This window comes from Streptomyces ambofaciens ATCC 23877 (genome assembly GCF_001267885.1).
Classification (GTDB): domain Bacteria; phylum Actinomycetota; class Actinomycetes; order Streptomycetales; family Streptomycetaceae; genus Streptomyces; species Streptomyces ambofaciens.
In genome coordinates this window covers 6,883,821-6,899,304 of the sequence record NZ_CP012382.1, presented here as the reverse complement: position 1 = coordinate 6,899,304, position 15,484 = coordinate 6,883,821, and the positions used below count along the sequence as shown (strand labels likewise).

At 72.7% G+C, this 15,484-nt stretch carries 10 protein-coding genes and 1 pseudogene; 4 read left to right on the top strand and 7 right to left on the bottom strand.

What is annotated here, in order from left to right; translation table 11 throughout:
* Window positions 1-181 precede the first annotated feature (181 nt).
* Complete coding sequence (locus SAM23877_RS30355; RefSeq protein ID WP_079030526.1) at window positions 182-1,216, bottom strand: GlxA family transcriptional regulator; 1,035 nt, start codon at window positions 1,214-1,216, stop codon at window positions 182-184.
* 135 nt (window positions 1,217-1,351) lie between these two features.
* Here SAM23877_RS30355 and SAM23877_RS30350 point away from each other — a divergent pair, with 135 nt between their 5' ends.
* The 3 genes from SAM23877_RS30350 (at window position 1,352) to SAM23877_RS30345 (ending at window position 4,929) form a co-directional block, all read left to right on the top strand.
* Window positions 1,352-2,221: an SCO6745 family protein gene (locus SAM23877_RS30350; protein ID WP_053139941.1), complete on the top strand. Its 870-nt coding sequence runs from the start codon at window positions 1,352-1,354 to the stop codon at window positions 2,219-2,221.
* A 95-nt stretch (window positions 2,222-2,316) separates the two neighbouring features.
* On the top strand, window positions 2,317-2,448 hold the full coding sequence (locus tag SAM23877_RS41850) for an LPFR motif small protein (RefSeq protein WP_252100479.1): 132 nt from the start codon (window positions 2,317-2,319) through the stop codon (window positions 2,446-2,448).
* Window positions 2,449-2,562: 114 nt separating this feature from the next.
* Window positions 2,563-4,929, top strand: coding sequence for a Tex family protein (locus tag SAM23877_RS30345; RefSeq protein ID WP_053139939.1), 2,367 nt, complete (start codon window positions 2,563-2,565; stop codon window positions 4,927-4,929).
* Between the two features lie 32 nt (window positions 4,930-4,961).
* On the opposite strand, the gene SAM23877_RS30340 is transcribed toward SAM23877_RS30345, so the two are convergent.
* Window positions 4,962-6,605 carry an ABC-F family ATP-binding cassette domain-containing protein gene (locus SAM23877_RS30340; protein WP_053139937.1) on the bottom strand — a complete coding sequence of 548 codons (1,644 nt, stop codon included), beginning with the start codon at window positions 6,603-6,605 and terminating at the stop codon, window positions 4,962-4,964.
* Between the two features lie 35 nt (window positions 6,606-6,640).
* A complete protein-coding gene (locus SAM23877_RS30335; protein ID WP_053139935.1) occupies window positions 6,641-7,672 on the bottom strand; it encodes a hypothetical protein in 1,032 nt (343 codons plus the stop codon).
* Window positions 7,673-7,738: 66 nt separating this feature from the next.
* On the opposite strand from SAM23877_RS30335, the pseudogene SAM23877_RS30330 reads away from it, so the two are divergent.
* Window positions 7,739-8,693: pseudogene (locus SAM23877_RS30330) on the top strand (FAD-dependent oxidoreductase).
* A 158-nt stretch (window positions 8,694-8,851) separates the two neighbouring features.
* On the opposite strand, the gene SAM23877_RS30325 reads toward SAM23877_RS30330, so the two are convergent.
* From SAM23877_RS30325 to SAM23877_RS30310, 4 genes are all read right to left on the bottom strand, one after another.
* A complete protein-coding gene (locus SAM23877_RS30325; protein WP_053139933.1) occupies window positions 8,852-10,582 on the bottom strand; it encodes a BCCT family transporter in 1,731 nt (576 codons plus the stop codon).
* An 80-nt stretch (window positions 10,583-10,662) separates the two neighbouring features.
* Entirely contained in the window at window positions 10,663-11,946 is a 1,284-nt protein-coding gene (locus SAM23877_RS30320; RefSeq protein ID WP_053139931.1) for a M14 family metallopeptidase, read from the bottom strand.
* Window positions 11,943-13,901: a Xaa-Pro dipeptidyl-peptidase gene (locus SAM23877_RS30315; RefSeq protein WP_053139929.1), complete on the bottom strand. Its 1,959-nt coding sequence runs from the start codon at window positions 13,899-13,901 to the stop codon at window positions 11,943-11,945. The genes SAM23877_RS30320 and SAM23877_RS30315 overlap by 4 nt, the downstream gene beginning before the upstream one ends.
* A gap of 106 nt (window positions 13,902-14,007) precedes the next feature.
* Window positions 14,008-15,477, bottom strand: a complete 1,470-nt coding sequence (locus tag SAM23877_RS30310; protein WP_053139928.1) for an amino acid permease — start codon at window positions 15,475-15,477, stop codon at window positions 14,008-14,010.
* Window positions 15,478-15,484: the final 7 nt, after the last annotated feature.

Below are 15,484 nucleotides of genomic sequence, written 5' to 3'. Positions count from 1 at the left end.
GGCGTTTCCGGTGGCACGGGTGTGACGTGATGCGGGCGGTCCCGGAGGCCGGGGTGTCCCGTGGTGCGGGTGGTCCCGTGGCCCGGGTGTCACGTGGTGCGGGTGGTCCCGTGGCCCGGGTGTCACGTGGTGCGGGCGGTCCCGTGGCCCGGGTGTCATGGGGTGCGGGTGGTCCCGGATGTCAGCTGGTTCGGGTGGTCCGGGCGTCACGGGTGGAGTCGGCGGTGGGGGCGGTGCCGGTGGTGGGGGCGGTGCGGGCCGGCTCGGGGGCGGGACGGAAGCGGCGGCGGTACTCGGCCGGCGCGGTTCCGAGGGCGCTGACGAAAGCGCGGCGCATGGCCTCCGGGGTGCCGTAACCGCTGGCGCGGGAGACCTGCTCGACGCCCGCGCCGGTGTCCTCCAGGAGCCGGCGGGCGTGCTCGATCCTGACCCGGTCGACGTAGCGGCCGGGTGTCATGCCGGTCTCCGCACGGAAGGCCCGGGCGAAGTGGCGGGGCGAGAGGCCCGCGCGGGCGGCGAGAGACTCGACGCCCAGATCGGCGCCCGGGTGCTCGGTGATCCACCGCTGCACCTCCCGCAGGGGCTCGCGCCGTGCGGTCTGGGCGGCGAGCTGGGCGCTGAACTGGGCCTGGTTGCCGGGCCGGCGCAGGAACACCACCAGGTGGCGGGCGACGGTCAGGGCCGCCTCCCGGTCCAGGTCCTCCTCCACCAGGGCCAGGGCGAGGTCGATGCCGGAGGTGACACCGGCGGACGTGGCGACGTGGCCGTCACGGACGTAGATCGGGTCGGGGTCGACGTCCACGGCCGGGTGGTCGCGGGCGAGCCGGTCGGAGTAGGCCCAGTGGGTGGTGGCTCGGCGGCCGTCGAGCAGCCCCGCCCGGGCGAGCAGGATCGCCCCGGTGCAGACGGAGACCAGGCGCCGGACGTGCGGGCCCTGTCCACGCAGCCACTCGATCAGTCGCGGATCGGGATTCCGGGTGCCCTGGCCGCCGGGGACGATCAGGGTGTCCGGCTCGGACGCCGCGGCGAGTGCCTGGTCGGGTACGACGGTCAGACCGCTGGACGTGCGCACGGGGGCGCCGTCCAGCGAGGCGGTACGGATGCGGTAGGTCCCCGGCGTGTGCTTCTCGGCGCCCGCGAACACCTCCACGGGGCCGGTGACATCGAGGCTCTGGACGTCGTCGAACAGGACGAGGAGGACGGTTCGCTGCGCCATGCCCTTGATGGTGCGCCCGCTGGGTGATGGCCGCAATGACGAGTTTCCCACCTTTGCTGCCATGCCCGTCCGGAGTGCGGAAGGACGGCACGAGAGGCCTGGAGGACGTACTGAGCGGTTGGTAACCTGCGCGGCATGACACCTGCCGTCCTCGACGCACGCGCCGGCCGCCGCTGCCACAACGCGCTCAACACCCTGCACTCGACGCACTACTTCTCGCCCGACCTGGGCCGGGAACTGGGCGCCCTCGGGGTCACCGACCCCCGGGCCGTCAACTTCGCGGCACGTGCCGCCGCGCTGGGTCCGGTCGGCGCCGGAGCCGTGACGGCGGCCTTCTACAACTACCGGCACGATCTCGTCGCCCGGTACGTGCCCGCGGTGTGGGAGACCGTCACCCCGGAGCAGGCCCTGGCGGCACGCGGGCGCGCCGTCGACGCGACGATGCGCCGGCTGCTGGGCGAGGAGATCCTGACCTCCCCGGAGATGTCGGAGGCGGCCGGCCTGGCACTGCGCGCCGCCGAGGGCTGCACGCGCGGGGCCCGCCCCCTGTACTCGGCCCACGCCGACCTCCCCGTGCCCGACGCGCCGCACCTGGCGTACTGGCACGCGGCGACCCTGCTGCGCGAACACCGGGGCGACGGCCATGTCGCCGCGCTGGCGGCCGCCGGCCTGGGCGGCCTGGAGGCGCTGGTGACGCACACCGCGACCGGCAAGGGCATGGCACCGAAGTGGATCTTCAACACCCGGGGCTGGAGCCGCCAGGAGTGGGACGCGGCGACGGACCGGCTGCGCGGGCGCGGGCTGATCGACGGGGCCGGCGAGCTGACCGGGGCGGGCGTGGCGCTGCGCGACGACGTCGAACGGGAGACGGACCGGCTGGACGCCGCCCCCTACGCGCATCTCGGCGCGGACGGCGTGGCGCGGCTCACAGAGCTCGCAACGGCCTTCGCCCGTACGGCAGTCGGCGCGGGCGCCTTCCCGGGGGACCTGCTCGGCAAGGCGTGATCCCGGTCCGGGCGAGCCGCGGGGGCATGTCCGGCCGCGGACGAGGTACCCGTACTGTCCCGGCCGGAGGGGCCGGGAGAGGAAAGGGGCTTCACGTGTTCCGTGCCATCGCAGACGTACTCCGCCAGATCGGTGGCGCCGTCGCCACCGTCGTCACGCTCCCCTTCCGGGCCGTGGCCCGGCTCTTCGGCGGGGCCTCGTCCTCCACCCGCAGCCGCAGGGTCTGACTCCGGACCCCGGTACGGCGGTCCCGACCGGCCCGGGTGGCGCCCTGATCCCCGATCGGTGGCGCCACCTGCCACAATTGCCGCGCAACCTCTGTGAGAAGGCGGTACGGGATCGTGACGACACCCGGATCCAGCGCGTCCATCGACGTGAGGTCCATCGAGAGCAGGATCGCCGAGGAGCTCGGCGTACGGGAGCGGCAGGTGAGGGCCGCGGTGGAGCTGCTCGACGGCGGCTCGACGGTGCCCTTCATCGCCCGCTACCGCAAGGAAGCGACCGAGATGCTCGACGACGCGCAGCTGCGCACGCTCGAGGAGCGGCTGCGTTACCTGCGGGAGCTGGAGGACCGGCGCACGGCGATCCTCGACTCGGTGCGCGAGCAGGGCAAGCTCACCGAGGAGCTCGAAGCGCGCATCCGCACGGCGGAGACCAAGGCGCGCCTGGAGGACATCTACCTGCCGTTCAAGCCCAAGCGGCGGACGAAGGCGCAGATCGCGCGCGAGGCCGGACTGGAACCGCTGGCCGAGGGCCTGCTCGGTGACCCGTCCGTGGACCCGCTCGCCGCGGCGTCCGCGTTCGTCGACGCCGACAAGGGCGTGGCCGATCCGCAGGCCGCACTGGACGGAGCGCGGTCGATCCTCACGGAGCGCTTCTCCGAGGACGCCGACCTGATCGGCGAGCTGCGCGAGCGGATGTGGGTGCGCGGGCGGCTCGCCGCCAAGGTGAAGGAGGGCAAGGAGGAGGCTGGCGCCAAGTTCGCCGACTACTTCGACTTCGCCGAGCCGTTCACCGAGCTGCCCTCCCACCGGATCCTCGCCATGCTGCGCGGCGAGAAGGAGGACGTGCTCGACCTGGTCCTGGAGCCCGAGGAGGCCACCGACGGCCCGTCGTCCTACGAGGGGATCGTCGCGAGCCGCTTCGGGATCGCGGACCGCGGCCGGCCCGGCGACAAGTGGCTGAAGGACACCGTCCGCTGGGCCTGGCGCACCCGCATCCTGGTACACCTCGGCATCGACCTCAGGCTGCGGCTGCGCACGGCCGCCGAGGACGAGGCCGTGAACGTCTTCGCCGCGAACCTGCGGGACCTGCTGCTGGCGGCCCCGGCCGGCACCCGCGCGACGCTCGGCCTGGACCCGGGCTTCCGCACCGGCGTGAAGGTCGCCGTGGTCGACGCGACCGGCAAGGTCGTGGCCACGGACGTGATCCACCCGCACGTCCCGGCCAACCGCTGGGACGAGGCGATCGCCAGGCTGGCCCGGCTGGCCCGGGAGCACGCCGTCGAGCTGGTGGCCATCGGCAACGGGACGGCGTCCCGCGAGACCGACAAGCTCGCCGGGGAACTCATCGCCAAGCACCCGGAGTTGAAGCTCACCAAGGTGATGGTGTCCGAAGCGGGCGCCTCCGTGTACTCGGCCTCCGCCTTCGCCTCCCAGGAACTGCCGGACATGGACGTCTCGCTGCGCGGCGCGGTGTCGATCGCCCGCCGGCTGCAGGACCCGCTGGCCGAGCTGGTGAAGATCGACCCGAAGTCGATCGGCGTCGGCCAGTACCAGCACGACCTGTCCGAGGTGAAGCTGTCCCGCTCGCTGGACGCGGTCGTCGAGGACTGCGTCAACGGCGTGGGCGTGGACGTCAACACCGCCTCGGCCCCCTTGCTCTCCCGCGTGTCCGGCATCACCTCGGGGCTCGCCGAGAACATCGTCGCGCACCGGGACACCAACGGGCCGTTCACTTCGCGCACCGAGCTGAAGAAGGTGTCGCGGCTCGGGCCCAAGGCGTACGAGCAGTGCGCGGGCTTCCTGCGGATCCGGGGCGGCAGCGACCCGCTGGACGCGTCCAGCGTGCACCCCGAGGCGTACCCGGTGGTGCGCCGGATGGTGAAGACCGTGGGGCAGGAGGTGGCCGGTCTGATCGGCAACACCTCCGTGCTGCGCTCGCTGAGGCCGGACGACTTCGTGGACGAGGCGTTCGGTCTGCCGACGGTCACCGACATCCTCAGGGAGCTGGAGAAGCCCGGGCGCGACCCGCGGCCCGCCTTCAAGACGGCCACCTTCAAGGAAGGTGTGGAGAAGCTCTCCGACCTGTCCTCCGGGATGGTCCTGGAGGGTGTCGTGACGAACGTCGCGGCGTTCGGGGCGTTCGTGGACGTGGGCGTGCACCAGGACGGACTGGTGCACGTGTCCGCGATGTCGAAGACCTTCGTGAAGGACCCGAGGGACGTGGTGAAGCCCGGCGACATCGTGCGGGTGAAGGTGATGGACGTCGACATCCCGCGCAAGCGGATCTCGCTGACGCTGCGGCTGGACGACGAGGCCGCTCCCCAGGGCGAGCAGGGCGAGCAGAAGCGGGAACGCGGCGGACGGCCGCCCAAGCAGCGGCAGCAGCGGCAGCCCTCCGGGGGCAGGAAGCGGCCCGCGTCGGCCGCGCCGGCTCCCGCCGACGGGGCGATGGCCGACGCGCTGCGACGGGCCGGACTGGCGTAGCCGCCCGGCGGGGTGACGGAGGTGCGACGCGGTTACGCCGACGCCTCCGTCACCTTGCCGTCGGACACCTCCAGGCGGCGGGTGACGCGCACCGCGTCCAGCATGCGCCGGTCGTGGGTGATCAGCAGGAGCGTGCCCTCGTAGGCGTCGAGGGCCGATTCCAGCTGCTCGATGGCCGGCAGGTCCAGGTGGTTGGTCGGCTCGTCCAGGACGAGGAGGTTGACGCCTGCTCCCTGGAGCAGGGCCAGCGCGGCCCGCGTGCGTTCGCCGGGTGAGAGGGTCGACGCCGCGCGCACCACGTGGTCCGCCTTGAGGCCGAACTTGGCCAGGAGGGTGCGGATCTCGGCCGGTTCGGTGTCCGGGGTCGCCGTGCGGAAGGCGTCGAGCAGTGATTCGGGGCCGTGGAACAGCTCGCGGGCCTGGTCGACCTCACCGAGCAGGACGCCGGAGCCGAGGGCCGCGTGACCGGCATCGAGCGGGACGCGGCCCAGGAGCGCGGCGAGGAGCGTGGACTTGCCCGCGCCGTTGGCCCCGGTGACCGCCACCCGGTCCGCCCAGTCGATCTGGAGCGAGACCGGGCCGAGGACGAAGTCGCCCCGCCTGACCTCGGCGTCGCGCAGGGTGGCGACCACCGCGCCCGAGCGGGGCGCCGAGGCGATCTCCATCCGCAGGTCCCACTCCTTGCGCGGTTCCTCGACGACCTCCAGACGCTCGATCATGCGCTGCGTCTGGCGGGCCTTGGCGGCCTGCTTCTCGCTGGACTCGCTGCGGAACTTGCGGCCGATCTTGTCGTTGTCACCGGCCTTGCGCCGGGCGTTCTTGACGCCCTTGTCCATCCAGGAGCGCTGCGTCTGCGCCCGGTCCTGGAGGGCCGCCCGCCTGTCGGCGTACTCCTCGTAGTCGTCGCGGGCGTGCCGGCGGGCCACCTCGCGTTCCTCCAGGTAGGCCTCGTAGCCGCCGCCGTAGAGGTTGATCTGCTGTTGGGCGAGGTCGAGTTCGAGGACCTTGGTGACGGTGCGGGTGAGGAACTCGCGGTCGTGGCTGACGACGACGGTGCCGGCGCGCAGGCCGGTCACGAAGCGTTCGAGGCGCTCCAGGCCGTCCAGGTCGAGGTCGTTGGTCGGTTCGTCGAGCAGGAAGACGTCGTAACGGGACAGCAGGAGGGAGGCGAGGCCGGCCCGTGCCGCCTGGCCGCCGGAGAGCGATGTCATGGGCTGGTCCAGGTCCACCGTCAGGCCCAGCGAGGCGGCGGTCTCCTCGGCGCGGTCGTCGAGATCGGCGCCGCCCAGGCCGAGCCAGCGCTCCAGGGCGGTCGCGTAGGCGTCGTCGGCGCCCGGGGCGCCGTCGACCAGCGCCTGTGTGGCCTCGTCCATCGCGCGCTGGGCCTCGGTGACGCCGGTGCGGCGGGCCAGGAAGGCACGGACCGTCTCACCGGGCCGGCGCTCGGGTTCCTGCGGGAGGTGGCCGACGGTGGCGGTCGGCGGGGAGAGACGCAGCTCGCCCCGTTCCGGCGCGGTCAGCCCGGCCAGCAGCCGCAGCAGGGTGGACTTGCCCGCGCCGTTGGCTCCGACGAGACCGATCACGTCGCCGGGGGCGACGACGAGGTCGAGCCCGGTGAACAGGGAGCGGTCGCCGTGGCCGGCGGCGAGGTTCTTGGCGACGAGGGTGGCAGTCATCAGAGTGTGGATTTTACCGGCGGTCCGGGGCCCGCTCACCCGGGTGTCCCGCGCCGCACCGCCGTGACCAGTACGCTCCCCGGCGCCCGCGCCACCAGGTAGGCCTCCCCCTTCACCGCGCCGGCGTCCAGGGGGAGGCGGTGGCTGCCCGGTTCGAGCACCCCGTCGAAGACCTCGCGGGCGCGGGTGCGGTGGAGGCGGTCCAGGCGGTACGCGGTGAGCCGCACCCGGCAGGGTGAGGTGACCTCGACGTCCGCCGCGGTGCCGGTCGCCGTCAGCCGGGTCAGCCGGTGCCGGCCGGCCGGGCCGCTGCCCAGGGCGTGTTCGATCTGGGCGACGAGCAGTGGAACGATCGGGGCGAGACCGTCGACCTCGGCCGCGTCCACCCCGGCGTCGGCGAAGGCCCGCCGTACGGCCGCGCGCTCCTCGTCCGGGACCGCGTCGCCGAAGGCGAAGGCACCGTAGGCCCGCAGTTCGTCGGCCGGCACCGCGCCGGCGTCCTCGGTGATGTCGGCGCCCACACCGATGGTGCGCAACGCGGCGGCGAGCCTGGCGAGCAGGGCGACGCGCGCGCCGATCAGCAGGACCCGGCGGGTGGTGTGCGCGGTGCCGTCGAGCAGGGCGGCGAGGGCCGTGCGGTACTCGGCGCCGGGGAAGCGGTAGGGGCCGATGCCGTGATAGCCGTCGCGTTCCAGGTCGGCGTGTTCGCCGGTCTGCCAGGCGAAGTCCCGCCAGACGAAGTCGTCGCCGTCGCGCAGGATCACGGCGGTCACCGCGCCGCAGGCCAGGTCCTCGCACTCGGGACAGCCGTAGATGACGTACCGGCCGCCGGGCAGGGGCGCGTCGGTCTCCAGGAGCAGGCTGCGGACCTGCGCGGTGAAGATCGCGGGGGGTACGTCGGAGGCGAGCGGGGAGACGGCGTCCAGGTCGCAGAGGCGGAACAGCAGGGGGCGTCCGTCGACGACGAAGTCCAGGAAGTCGCGGTGGACCTGGTGGTCGCCGTCGGCGAGCACTCCCCCGGCCCGCATCGCCGGCGTCAGCCCGAAGGTCGCGTACTCGACAGCCATGCGGTGAGTATTCCCAGGGCGAGGCCGGTCTGCGCACGGCATGACGTGTTCCGCTAACGTCCCCGTGTGGATACCGGACCGAGTGCCGAGATCGTCGTCGTCGGCGGCGGAGTGGTCGGACTGACGACCGCCGTCGCCCTCGCCGAGCGGGGCCGGCGGGTGCGGTTGTGGACGCGGGAGCCCGCCGAGCGGACCACCTCGGCGGTCGCGGGCGCGCTCTGGTGGCCGTACCGCATCGAGCCGGTCGCCCTGGCGCGCACCTGGGCGCTGCGCTCCCTGGACGTGTACGAGGACCTGGCGGCGCGGCCCGAGGAGACCGGCGTACGCATGGTCGAAGGGGTGCTGGGCGAGACCGGCCCGGACGAGGTGGACACGTGGGCGGCCGCCCGGTTGCCGGGGCTGCGCGCGGCGACCGCCCGGGAGTACGGCGGCGCCGGGCTGTGGGCGCGGCTGCCGCTCATCGACATGTCGACTCATCTCCCGTACTTGCGGGAGCGGTTGGTGTCGGCGGGCGGTGTGGTGGAGACCCGCGCGGTGAGGGATCTGGCGGAGGCCGAGGCACCCGTGGTCGTCAACTGCACGGGGCTGGGGGCCCGGGAGCTGGTCCCGGACCCGTCCGTGCGTCCGGTGCGCGGGCAGCTGGTCGTCGTGGAGAACCCCGGCATCCGGACCTGGACGGTCTCCACCGACCCCGTCTCCGGGGAGATGGCGTACTTCTTCCCGCAGCCCGGCCGGCTGGTGCTGGGCGGCACGGCCGAGGAGGACGCCTGGTCGGCCGAGCCGGACCCCGCGGTCGCGGAGGCGATCGTGCGACGGTGCGCGGCGCTGCGGCCCGAGATCGCCGGGGCGCGCGTACTGCGCCACCTGGTGGGGCTGCGCCCGGCCCGGGACGCGGTACGGCTGGAGCGCGAGCCGCTCGCCGACGGGAGGCTGCTGGTGCACAACTACGGGCACGGCGGCGGGGGCGTTCACCGTCGCCTGGGGCTGTGCGCGCGAGGCGGCCGCTCTCGCCTCCGGCTGACGGCGGCCTCCGGCCCCCGGGTACCGGCTCCCGGCCGTCACCGCCGAACGGCGCTGCGCGGACCGAAGGGCCGGCACGCATGCGCGTGCCGGCCCTTCATCCGGCCCGTCCCCCGCTGCCGGTGACCGCCCGTCGGCGGGTCGGCCCCGGGGTCCGGGTCAGTGGTGCTTGCCGATGGGGTCGCCCTCCACGTCCGTGCCGGGCCCCGGACCGATTCGGATCTCGAAGTCGCCCTCGTACTGCTTGTGGCCCTCGATGACGGCCAGCTCCACGGCCTCGGAGGCCATCTCGCCGCGCACGATGAGGGGGTCGCGGCGCAGGTCGCGCATGAGGGCGACGCACATGAAGATCATCACGATGACGAAGGGCGCCGCCGCGAGGATCGTGAGGTTCTGCAGACCGGTCAGCGCGTCCCCCTCGCCGCTGCCGACCAGGAGCATGATGGCGGCGACCGCTCCGGTCACCACACCCCAGAACACCACCACCCAGCGGCTGGGTTCGAGCGCGCCCTTCTGCGAGAGGGTGCCCATCACGATGGAGGCGGCGTCGGCGCCCGAGACGAAGAAGATGCCGACGAGGATCATCACCAGCAGGCTGGTGACGGTGGCGATGGGGTACTCCTGCAGCACGGCGAAGAGCCGGCCTTCGGGGGTCGTCTCGTCGCCGAGCCGGTTCTGCTCCTGGAGCCGCATCGCCGAGCCGCCGAAGATCGCGAACCAGATCAGGCTGACCGTGCTGGGCACGAGGATGACGCCGCCGATGAACTGGCGGATGGTCCGGCCCCGGCTGATGCGGGCGATGAACATGCCGACGAAGGGCGTCCAGGAGATCCACCACGCCCAGTAGAAGACGGTCCAGCTGCTCAGCCAGTCGGCGACGCCCTCGCCGCCGCTGATCTCGGTGCGGCCGGCCATCGCGGGCAGGTCGCCGAGGTAGGTGAAGAGCGAGGTCGGCAGCAGGTCCAGGATGAGGATGGTCGGGCCCGCGACGAAGACGAACACCACGAGGAGCAGGGCCAGCACCATGTTGGTGTTGGACAGCCACTGGATGCCCTTCTCCACACCGGAGATCGCGGAGGCCACGAACGCCACGGTCAGCACCGCGATGATGCCGACCAGCAGTCCGGTGCTGACCTTGTCCATCCAGTCGAGCTTCTCGACGCCGGAGCCGATCTGCAGGGCGCCGAGGCCCAGCGAGGCCGCCGAGCCGAAGACCGTCGCGATGATGGCCAGGATGTCGATGACCCGGCCGCTGACGCCGTTGGCGTGCCGCTCACCGATGAGGGGGGTGAAGACGGCGCTGATGGTCTGGCGGCGCCGCCTGCGGAACGTGCTGTAGGCGATGCCGAGGCCGACGACCGCGTAGATGGCCCACGGATGGAGCGTCCAGTGGAACAGGGTGGTCGCCATGGCCGTGGCCATGCGGTCGCCGGTGTCGGCGGGGTCGGTCCCGGGCGGGGCGGTGTCGAAGTGCGCCAGCGGCTCGCTCACGCCCCAGAACATCAGACCGATGCCCATGCCCGCGCTGAACATCATCGCGACCCAGGACACCGTACGGAACTCGGGCTCCTCGCCCTCGGCGCCGAGGTGGATGCGGCCGTAGCGGCTGGCCGCGAGCCAGAGGGCGAAGACGACGAACCCCGAGGCGGCCAGGACGAACGCCCAGCCGCCGTTGTGCATCAGGCCGCTGAGCATCGTGCCTGAGGCGTCCTCCAGGGAGTCGGTGCCGGCGGCGCCCCAGATGACGAAGGCGAGGGTCAGGGCGGCTGTGACGCCGAAGACGATCCAGTCGGTGCGGGGCTTGTGCTCCTGCCCCGGGAGGCCCGCTTCCGCACCCGGAAGCGTGCCTCTCTCGTGGTGTTCCTTGTCGCTCGGGCGGTCCTGCGTCACAGGTGGCACCTTTCAAGTCGGTGAGGCTGAAAATAGTCCTCTGCTACGCCCTTACCACGCGCGACGCGGAACTCACCTCTTCAGCAGCGGGTGTCGGGTTCACCTACCGTCAAGTGGTACGTCGCCCGCTCGTCCAGGAGCAGCGGAACGAGGGCGCGCAGCGGCTGGCGCAGCGGTACGTAGGCGCCCTCCTCCCCGGTCCGGTGCGCTCGTACACCGTGCAGGGCCAGTTCGTCCCTCACCTCCTGGTACTGGGCGGCGCCGAGCCGGTAGCCGCAGGGCGGGTCCCGGAGCACCTCTGCGGGTTCGGCCGGGTCGTTGTCCGCGCCGCCGAGGTACACGGGGCCGGTGTCGGTCAGGCCGGACCACCGGGCGGTCGTGGTGGCCGCCTCGACGGGTCCGCGCCGCCGGTCGGCGAAGCGGAACATGCCGTCCAGGGCGGCGAGCTGGGAGTCGACCCGGCGCCGGTTGTTCAGGGCCGGATCCGCGCGTTCGGCGTCGGTGAGCGGGTCGACGCGGCTCTCGATGAGCAGGCCGACCGAGTGCTTGACACCGGACATGTTCCGCAGGATGCGTTCCTGGCCGTCGCCAGCGGTCTGCCGGATCGGCTCGCCGGTGACGGGGTCGGTCCAGATGCCGTAGGTGCCGGTCGTGTGTCCGTCCGCCTCGGCGGCGGGGTGGACGTACTCCGCGGACAGGCCGCGGGCCTCGTCGTGGACCCGGGCGTGGGTGTTGAGGTTGCGGGGCCACAGGTCGAACAGGTCCCGGTCGTAGTACGGGGGTGTGGCGCCGTACTCGTGCAGGTCGTACAGGACGTCGGGGCGCCGGTCGCGGACGACGGCGGCCAGGGCGCGGGCCTCGGCCGTCCTCAGGGCGAGGTGGTCGCGGTTGACGTCGACGCCGTCGCCGTTGCCGCGGGTGTCGGCGGCCCGGCCGTCGGGGTTGGCGGTGGGGACGACGAGCACGGTGGTGCGGTCCAGGAAGCGCCGGGTCCGCCGGTCCGTCGCGTACACCAGGTCGCGGACGGTGGACAGGCAGGCCTCGCGGCCCGAGGGCTCGTCACCGTGCTGGCTGCACACGAGGAGCACCTTGTTCGGGGCGGAGGGCCTGCCGATGGTCACCAACTGGAGCGGGCGGTTCTGCTTCGTGGTGCCGATGCGGTCGACCGTGACGCGGCCGCTCGCCCGGTCGGCGGCCGCGAGCAGCGCCTGCTCCTCGGGCTGGGTGGTCCAGCGGGCGCCGTGCGTCTGTTCGAAGCCCGTGCGGGGCGGGCGGTGCGCGGTGTCGTCGGCGTGGGCCGGCGCGGCGAGGAGGGACGCGGCGAGGGCCGCGGCGGTCACGGTGAGGGTGCGCAGGCGGTTCATCGGCCTCCCTTCGGGACGCGGTGGGTCGTGTGCGGCGCGCTCACGCCGTCGCGGGGCGCGGGTGCGGGGGCGGCGGTCGCCCTGCCGGCGGTGGCCCTGGCGAACGCGGCGGTGCCGCCGACGAACGGTACGCGCGCGGACGTGCGGGAGAGGTCCAGCGTGAGTGTCGGCGTGTCGTCGGGCGGGTCGATGAGGTCCTTGTCGGTGCCCGCGACGATCAGCGCGAGGCGGTGGCCGGCCGGGACGACGTGGTCGGTCGCGGCCAGGTCCAGGGTGAGGGTGTAGGCCTTGCCCGGAGTCAGCGGGCGGCCCTGCCACTTCGACGCGTGGTTGCCGAGGTCGGCCCACCCCCGGCTGACGACGGTGTGGTCCACGTCGGTCGTCTTCGCCGCCGTCTCCAGGTAGCAGGAGCTGTCGCCCGGCATGCTCGGGCCCCAGCAGGTGCGGTCGGTGAGGGTGGTGACGCCCTCACCCGGGTCGCCGTAGTCGCGGATGGTGTCGGGCCCGAGGTCGACGAGTACGGCGGAGAGGTGGGCCGTCGGGGTGCTGGACCGGGCCGTGACGGTGACCTCGGAGGCGCCCGACAGGCGCAGCTCGCGGGTGAGCGGACCGGTGACGAAACCGGCCTTGCCGGCGGTGGGCTCGTCGATGCGCGCGGCCCAGTCGGTCTCGCTCAGCGCGGGGTCGTCGGTGAAGGTCTCGGTGCCGCGGTCCGGCCGCAGGCCGAGGGTGCCGACACCCGGTCGCGCTCCGTCGGCGGGGCGCAGGGTCGCGGTGGACGTCGAGCGCGGCGGCCAGGTCGTCGACGTCTCCCACTGGCCGGGCCGGCGTTCGATGTCGGCCATGGGTTCGTCGTCGATGCCGTTGTCGTAGCCGAGGAGTTCGTGGTCGAACCAGCGGTGCAGGGCGTCGACCCACTCGGCGCGGCGGAAGTCGAAGGGGTCGACGTGGCCGGTCTGGGAGAGCCAGATCTTGCGGTCGACGCCGTTCTTCGCGAGGGCGTCCCACCACGGGCCGACGTGCCCCATGCGGACGTTGAGGTCCTGCATGCCGTGGATGAGGAAGACGCTCGCCCTCACCTTGCCCGCGGCCTTCACGTAGTCGCGCTCGGACCACAGCTTCGTCCGGTCGCCGGTGCGCGGGGCGCCGTCGACGAGCCGCTGCTGGACGGCGTCGCACTCGGCGCGGGCCTCGGGGCTGTTGACGTAGTCGGAGAGCCAGTCGGGGCCGGAGCCGTAGAGCGGGGCGCCCTGGCTGAAGTAGTAGTCGTACCAGGAGGAGATGGCGGCGATCGGGACGATGGTCTCCAGGCCCTCGACACCGGTGGCGGCGACGCCGTTGGCGATGGTGCCGTCCCAGCTCTTGCCGATCATGCCGGTTTTCCCGTTGGTCCAGTCCGCCTCGGCACGCCGGCTGCCGGTGCGACTGGTGTACCCCTTCGCGCGGCCGTTCAGCCAGTCGACGACCGCCTTCGCGGAGCGGACGTCGGAGGGGCCGCCGACGTCGACGCAGCCGTCGGAGCGGTTGGTGCCGGCCAGGTCGACGCCGACGAAGGCGTAGCCGCGCGGCACGAAGTAGTTGTCGTAGTACAGGGGCATGCCGACGACGTCGCCGTCGGCGTCGTAGGTCTTCTTCTGGCTCTCGTTGCCGCGCCCGCAGCAGGAGTAGTACGGGCTGGCGTCCATGATGACGGGGATCTTCCGGCCCTGGCGCGCGGGTTCGCGGGGGCGGACGATGTCGACGGCGACGCGGTCGTCCTCTCCGTCACCGTTCCCGTCGTGTCCGGTGTCCACCCAGACGGCCTCGCGCACGGCGTCCTCGTAGGAGTGGACGGGTTCGCTCTGTCGCGGTGCGGGGTGGGCGGTCGCGGCGGGCGTGAGGAAGGTTGCCAGGAGAGCGGCCGTGGCCGCCGTCGCGAGCGGTCTCCAGATCGTGAAGCGCATGCGTATCGGCATGCGCGGGACGGTACATCGGTCAACTCCCGTGCAGAAGAGGGCGTTCCGCGACTCCTGACGGCCGGGGCGCCCCGGCCCGCGAGGCGCCCCCGATGCTCCTGGCCCGCTACTTCGTCAGGCCGGACAGCTCCTGTTCGGCGTTGGCCGCCACCCGGCGCCGTACGCCGAACCAGCCCGCCACCAGCATCACCGCGATCACGGGGACCAGGTACAGGGTCTTGCGGCCGACCTCGGGGTCGTTCCACATCAGGACGAGGACGGACAGCAGGAAGACGATCGTGACGATCTCCGTGACCGGGCTGCCCGGCAGACGGAAGTGCGGCCGGGTGACCAGGCCCTCGCGCGCCCGGCGCACGAAGACCAGGTGACAGATCATGATGATCACCCAGGTGCTGATGATGCCCAGGGAGGCGACGTTCAGCACGATCTCGAAGGCCTTGCTCGGGACCAGGAAGTTGAGGCCGACGCCGAGCACGCAGACCGCGCAGGTCAGCAGGATGCCGCCGTAGGGGACCTGGGTGCGGCTCATCACGCCGGTGAACTTCGGCGCGGAGCCCGCCATCGCCATGGAACGCAGGATGCGGCCGGTGGAGTACAGGCCGGAGTTGAGGGACGACATGGCCGCCGTGAGGACCACGAGGTTCATCACGTCGCCGGCCGCCGGGACGCCGATCTTCGACAGGACGGTGACGAAGGGGCTCTGGTCGCCCGAGTAGAGCGAGCTCGGCAGCAGCAGGGCCAGCAGCACGACCGAGCCGACGTAGAACAGGGCGACGCGCCACATGATCGAGTTCACCGCGCGCGGGACGACCTTCTCCGGCTCGGCGGTCTCGCCGGCGGCGACGCCGACCAGTTCCAGGGCCGCGTACGCGAAGATCACGCCCTGCATGACCAGGACGACGGGCATCACCCCGTGCGGGAGGACGCCGCCGTGGTCGGTGATCATGCTCACGCCCGGGGTGTGGCCGCCCACCTCGTGCTGGGTGGCCAGCAGGAAGATGCCGATCAGCATGAAGCCGACGAGGGTGGCGACCTTGACGATCGCGAACCAGAACTCCATCTCGCCGAAGATCTTCACCGAGATGAGGTTGACCGCCAGCACCACGGCGAGGGCGATCAGCGCGAGCACCCATTGCGGAATGCTCGTGAACATACTCCAGTAGTGCGTGTACAGGGCGATCGCCGTGATGTCGGCGATGCCGGTCGTCGACCAGTTCAGGAAGTACATCCAGCCGGCGACGTAGGCGCCCTTCTCGCCGAGGAACTCGCGCGCGTATGACACGAAGGACCCGGAGGAGGGCCGGTAGAGCACGAGCTCACCGAGGGCCCTGACGACGAAGAAGGCGAAGACGCCGCAGACGAGGTAGGCGATCGCGAGCGCCGGGCCCGCGTCGCGCAGCCGCCCGCCGGCGCCGAGGAAGAGCCCCGTGCCGATCGCGCCACCGATGGCGATCATGTTGACGTGGCGGGCCTTGAGGCCCTTGCTGTAACCGGCGTCGCCCGCGTCCGCGGGGATGGTCCCGGTCGCCTGGGGGTGGGCGGCGACCTGTGCCGTGTCGACGGCGTCCTTGCTCACGGGTGGT

Coding starts and splice junctions, on each gene's coding strand:
- SAM23877_RS30340 (WP_053139937.1), bottom strand. CDS start 6,605: ATGACTGCCACCCTCGTCGCCAAGAACCTCGCCGCCGGCCACGGCGAC.
- SAM23877_RS30335 (WP_053139935.1), bottom strand. CDS start 7,672: ATGGCTGTCGAGTACGCGACCTTCGGGCTGACGCCGGCGATGCGGGCC.
- SAM23877_RS30355 (WP_079030526.1), bottom strand. CDS start 1,216: ATGGCGCAGCGAACCGTCCTCCTCGTCCTGTTCGACGACGTCCAGAGC.
- SAM23877_RS30320 (WP_053139931.1), bottom strand. CDS start 11,946: ATGAACCGCCTGCGCACCCTCACCGTGACCGCCGCGGCCCTCGCCGCG.
- SAM23877_RS30350 (WP_053139941.1), top strand. CDS start 1,352: ATGACACCTGCCGTCCTCGACGCACGCGCCGGCCGCCGCTGCCACAAC.
- SAM23877_RS30315 (WP_053139929.1), bottom strand. CDS start 13,901: ATGCCGATACGCATGCGCTTCACGATCTGGAGACCGCTCGCGACGGCG.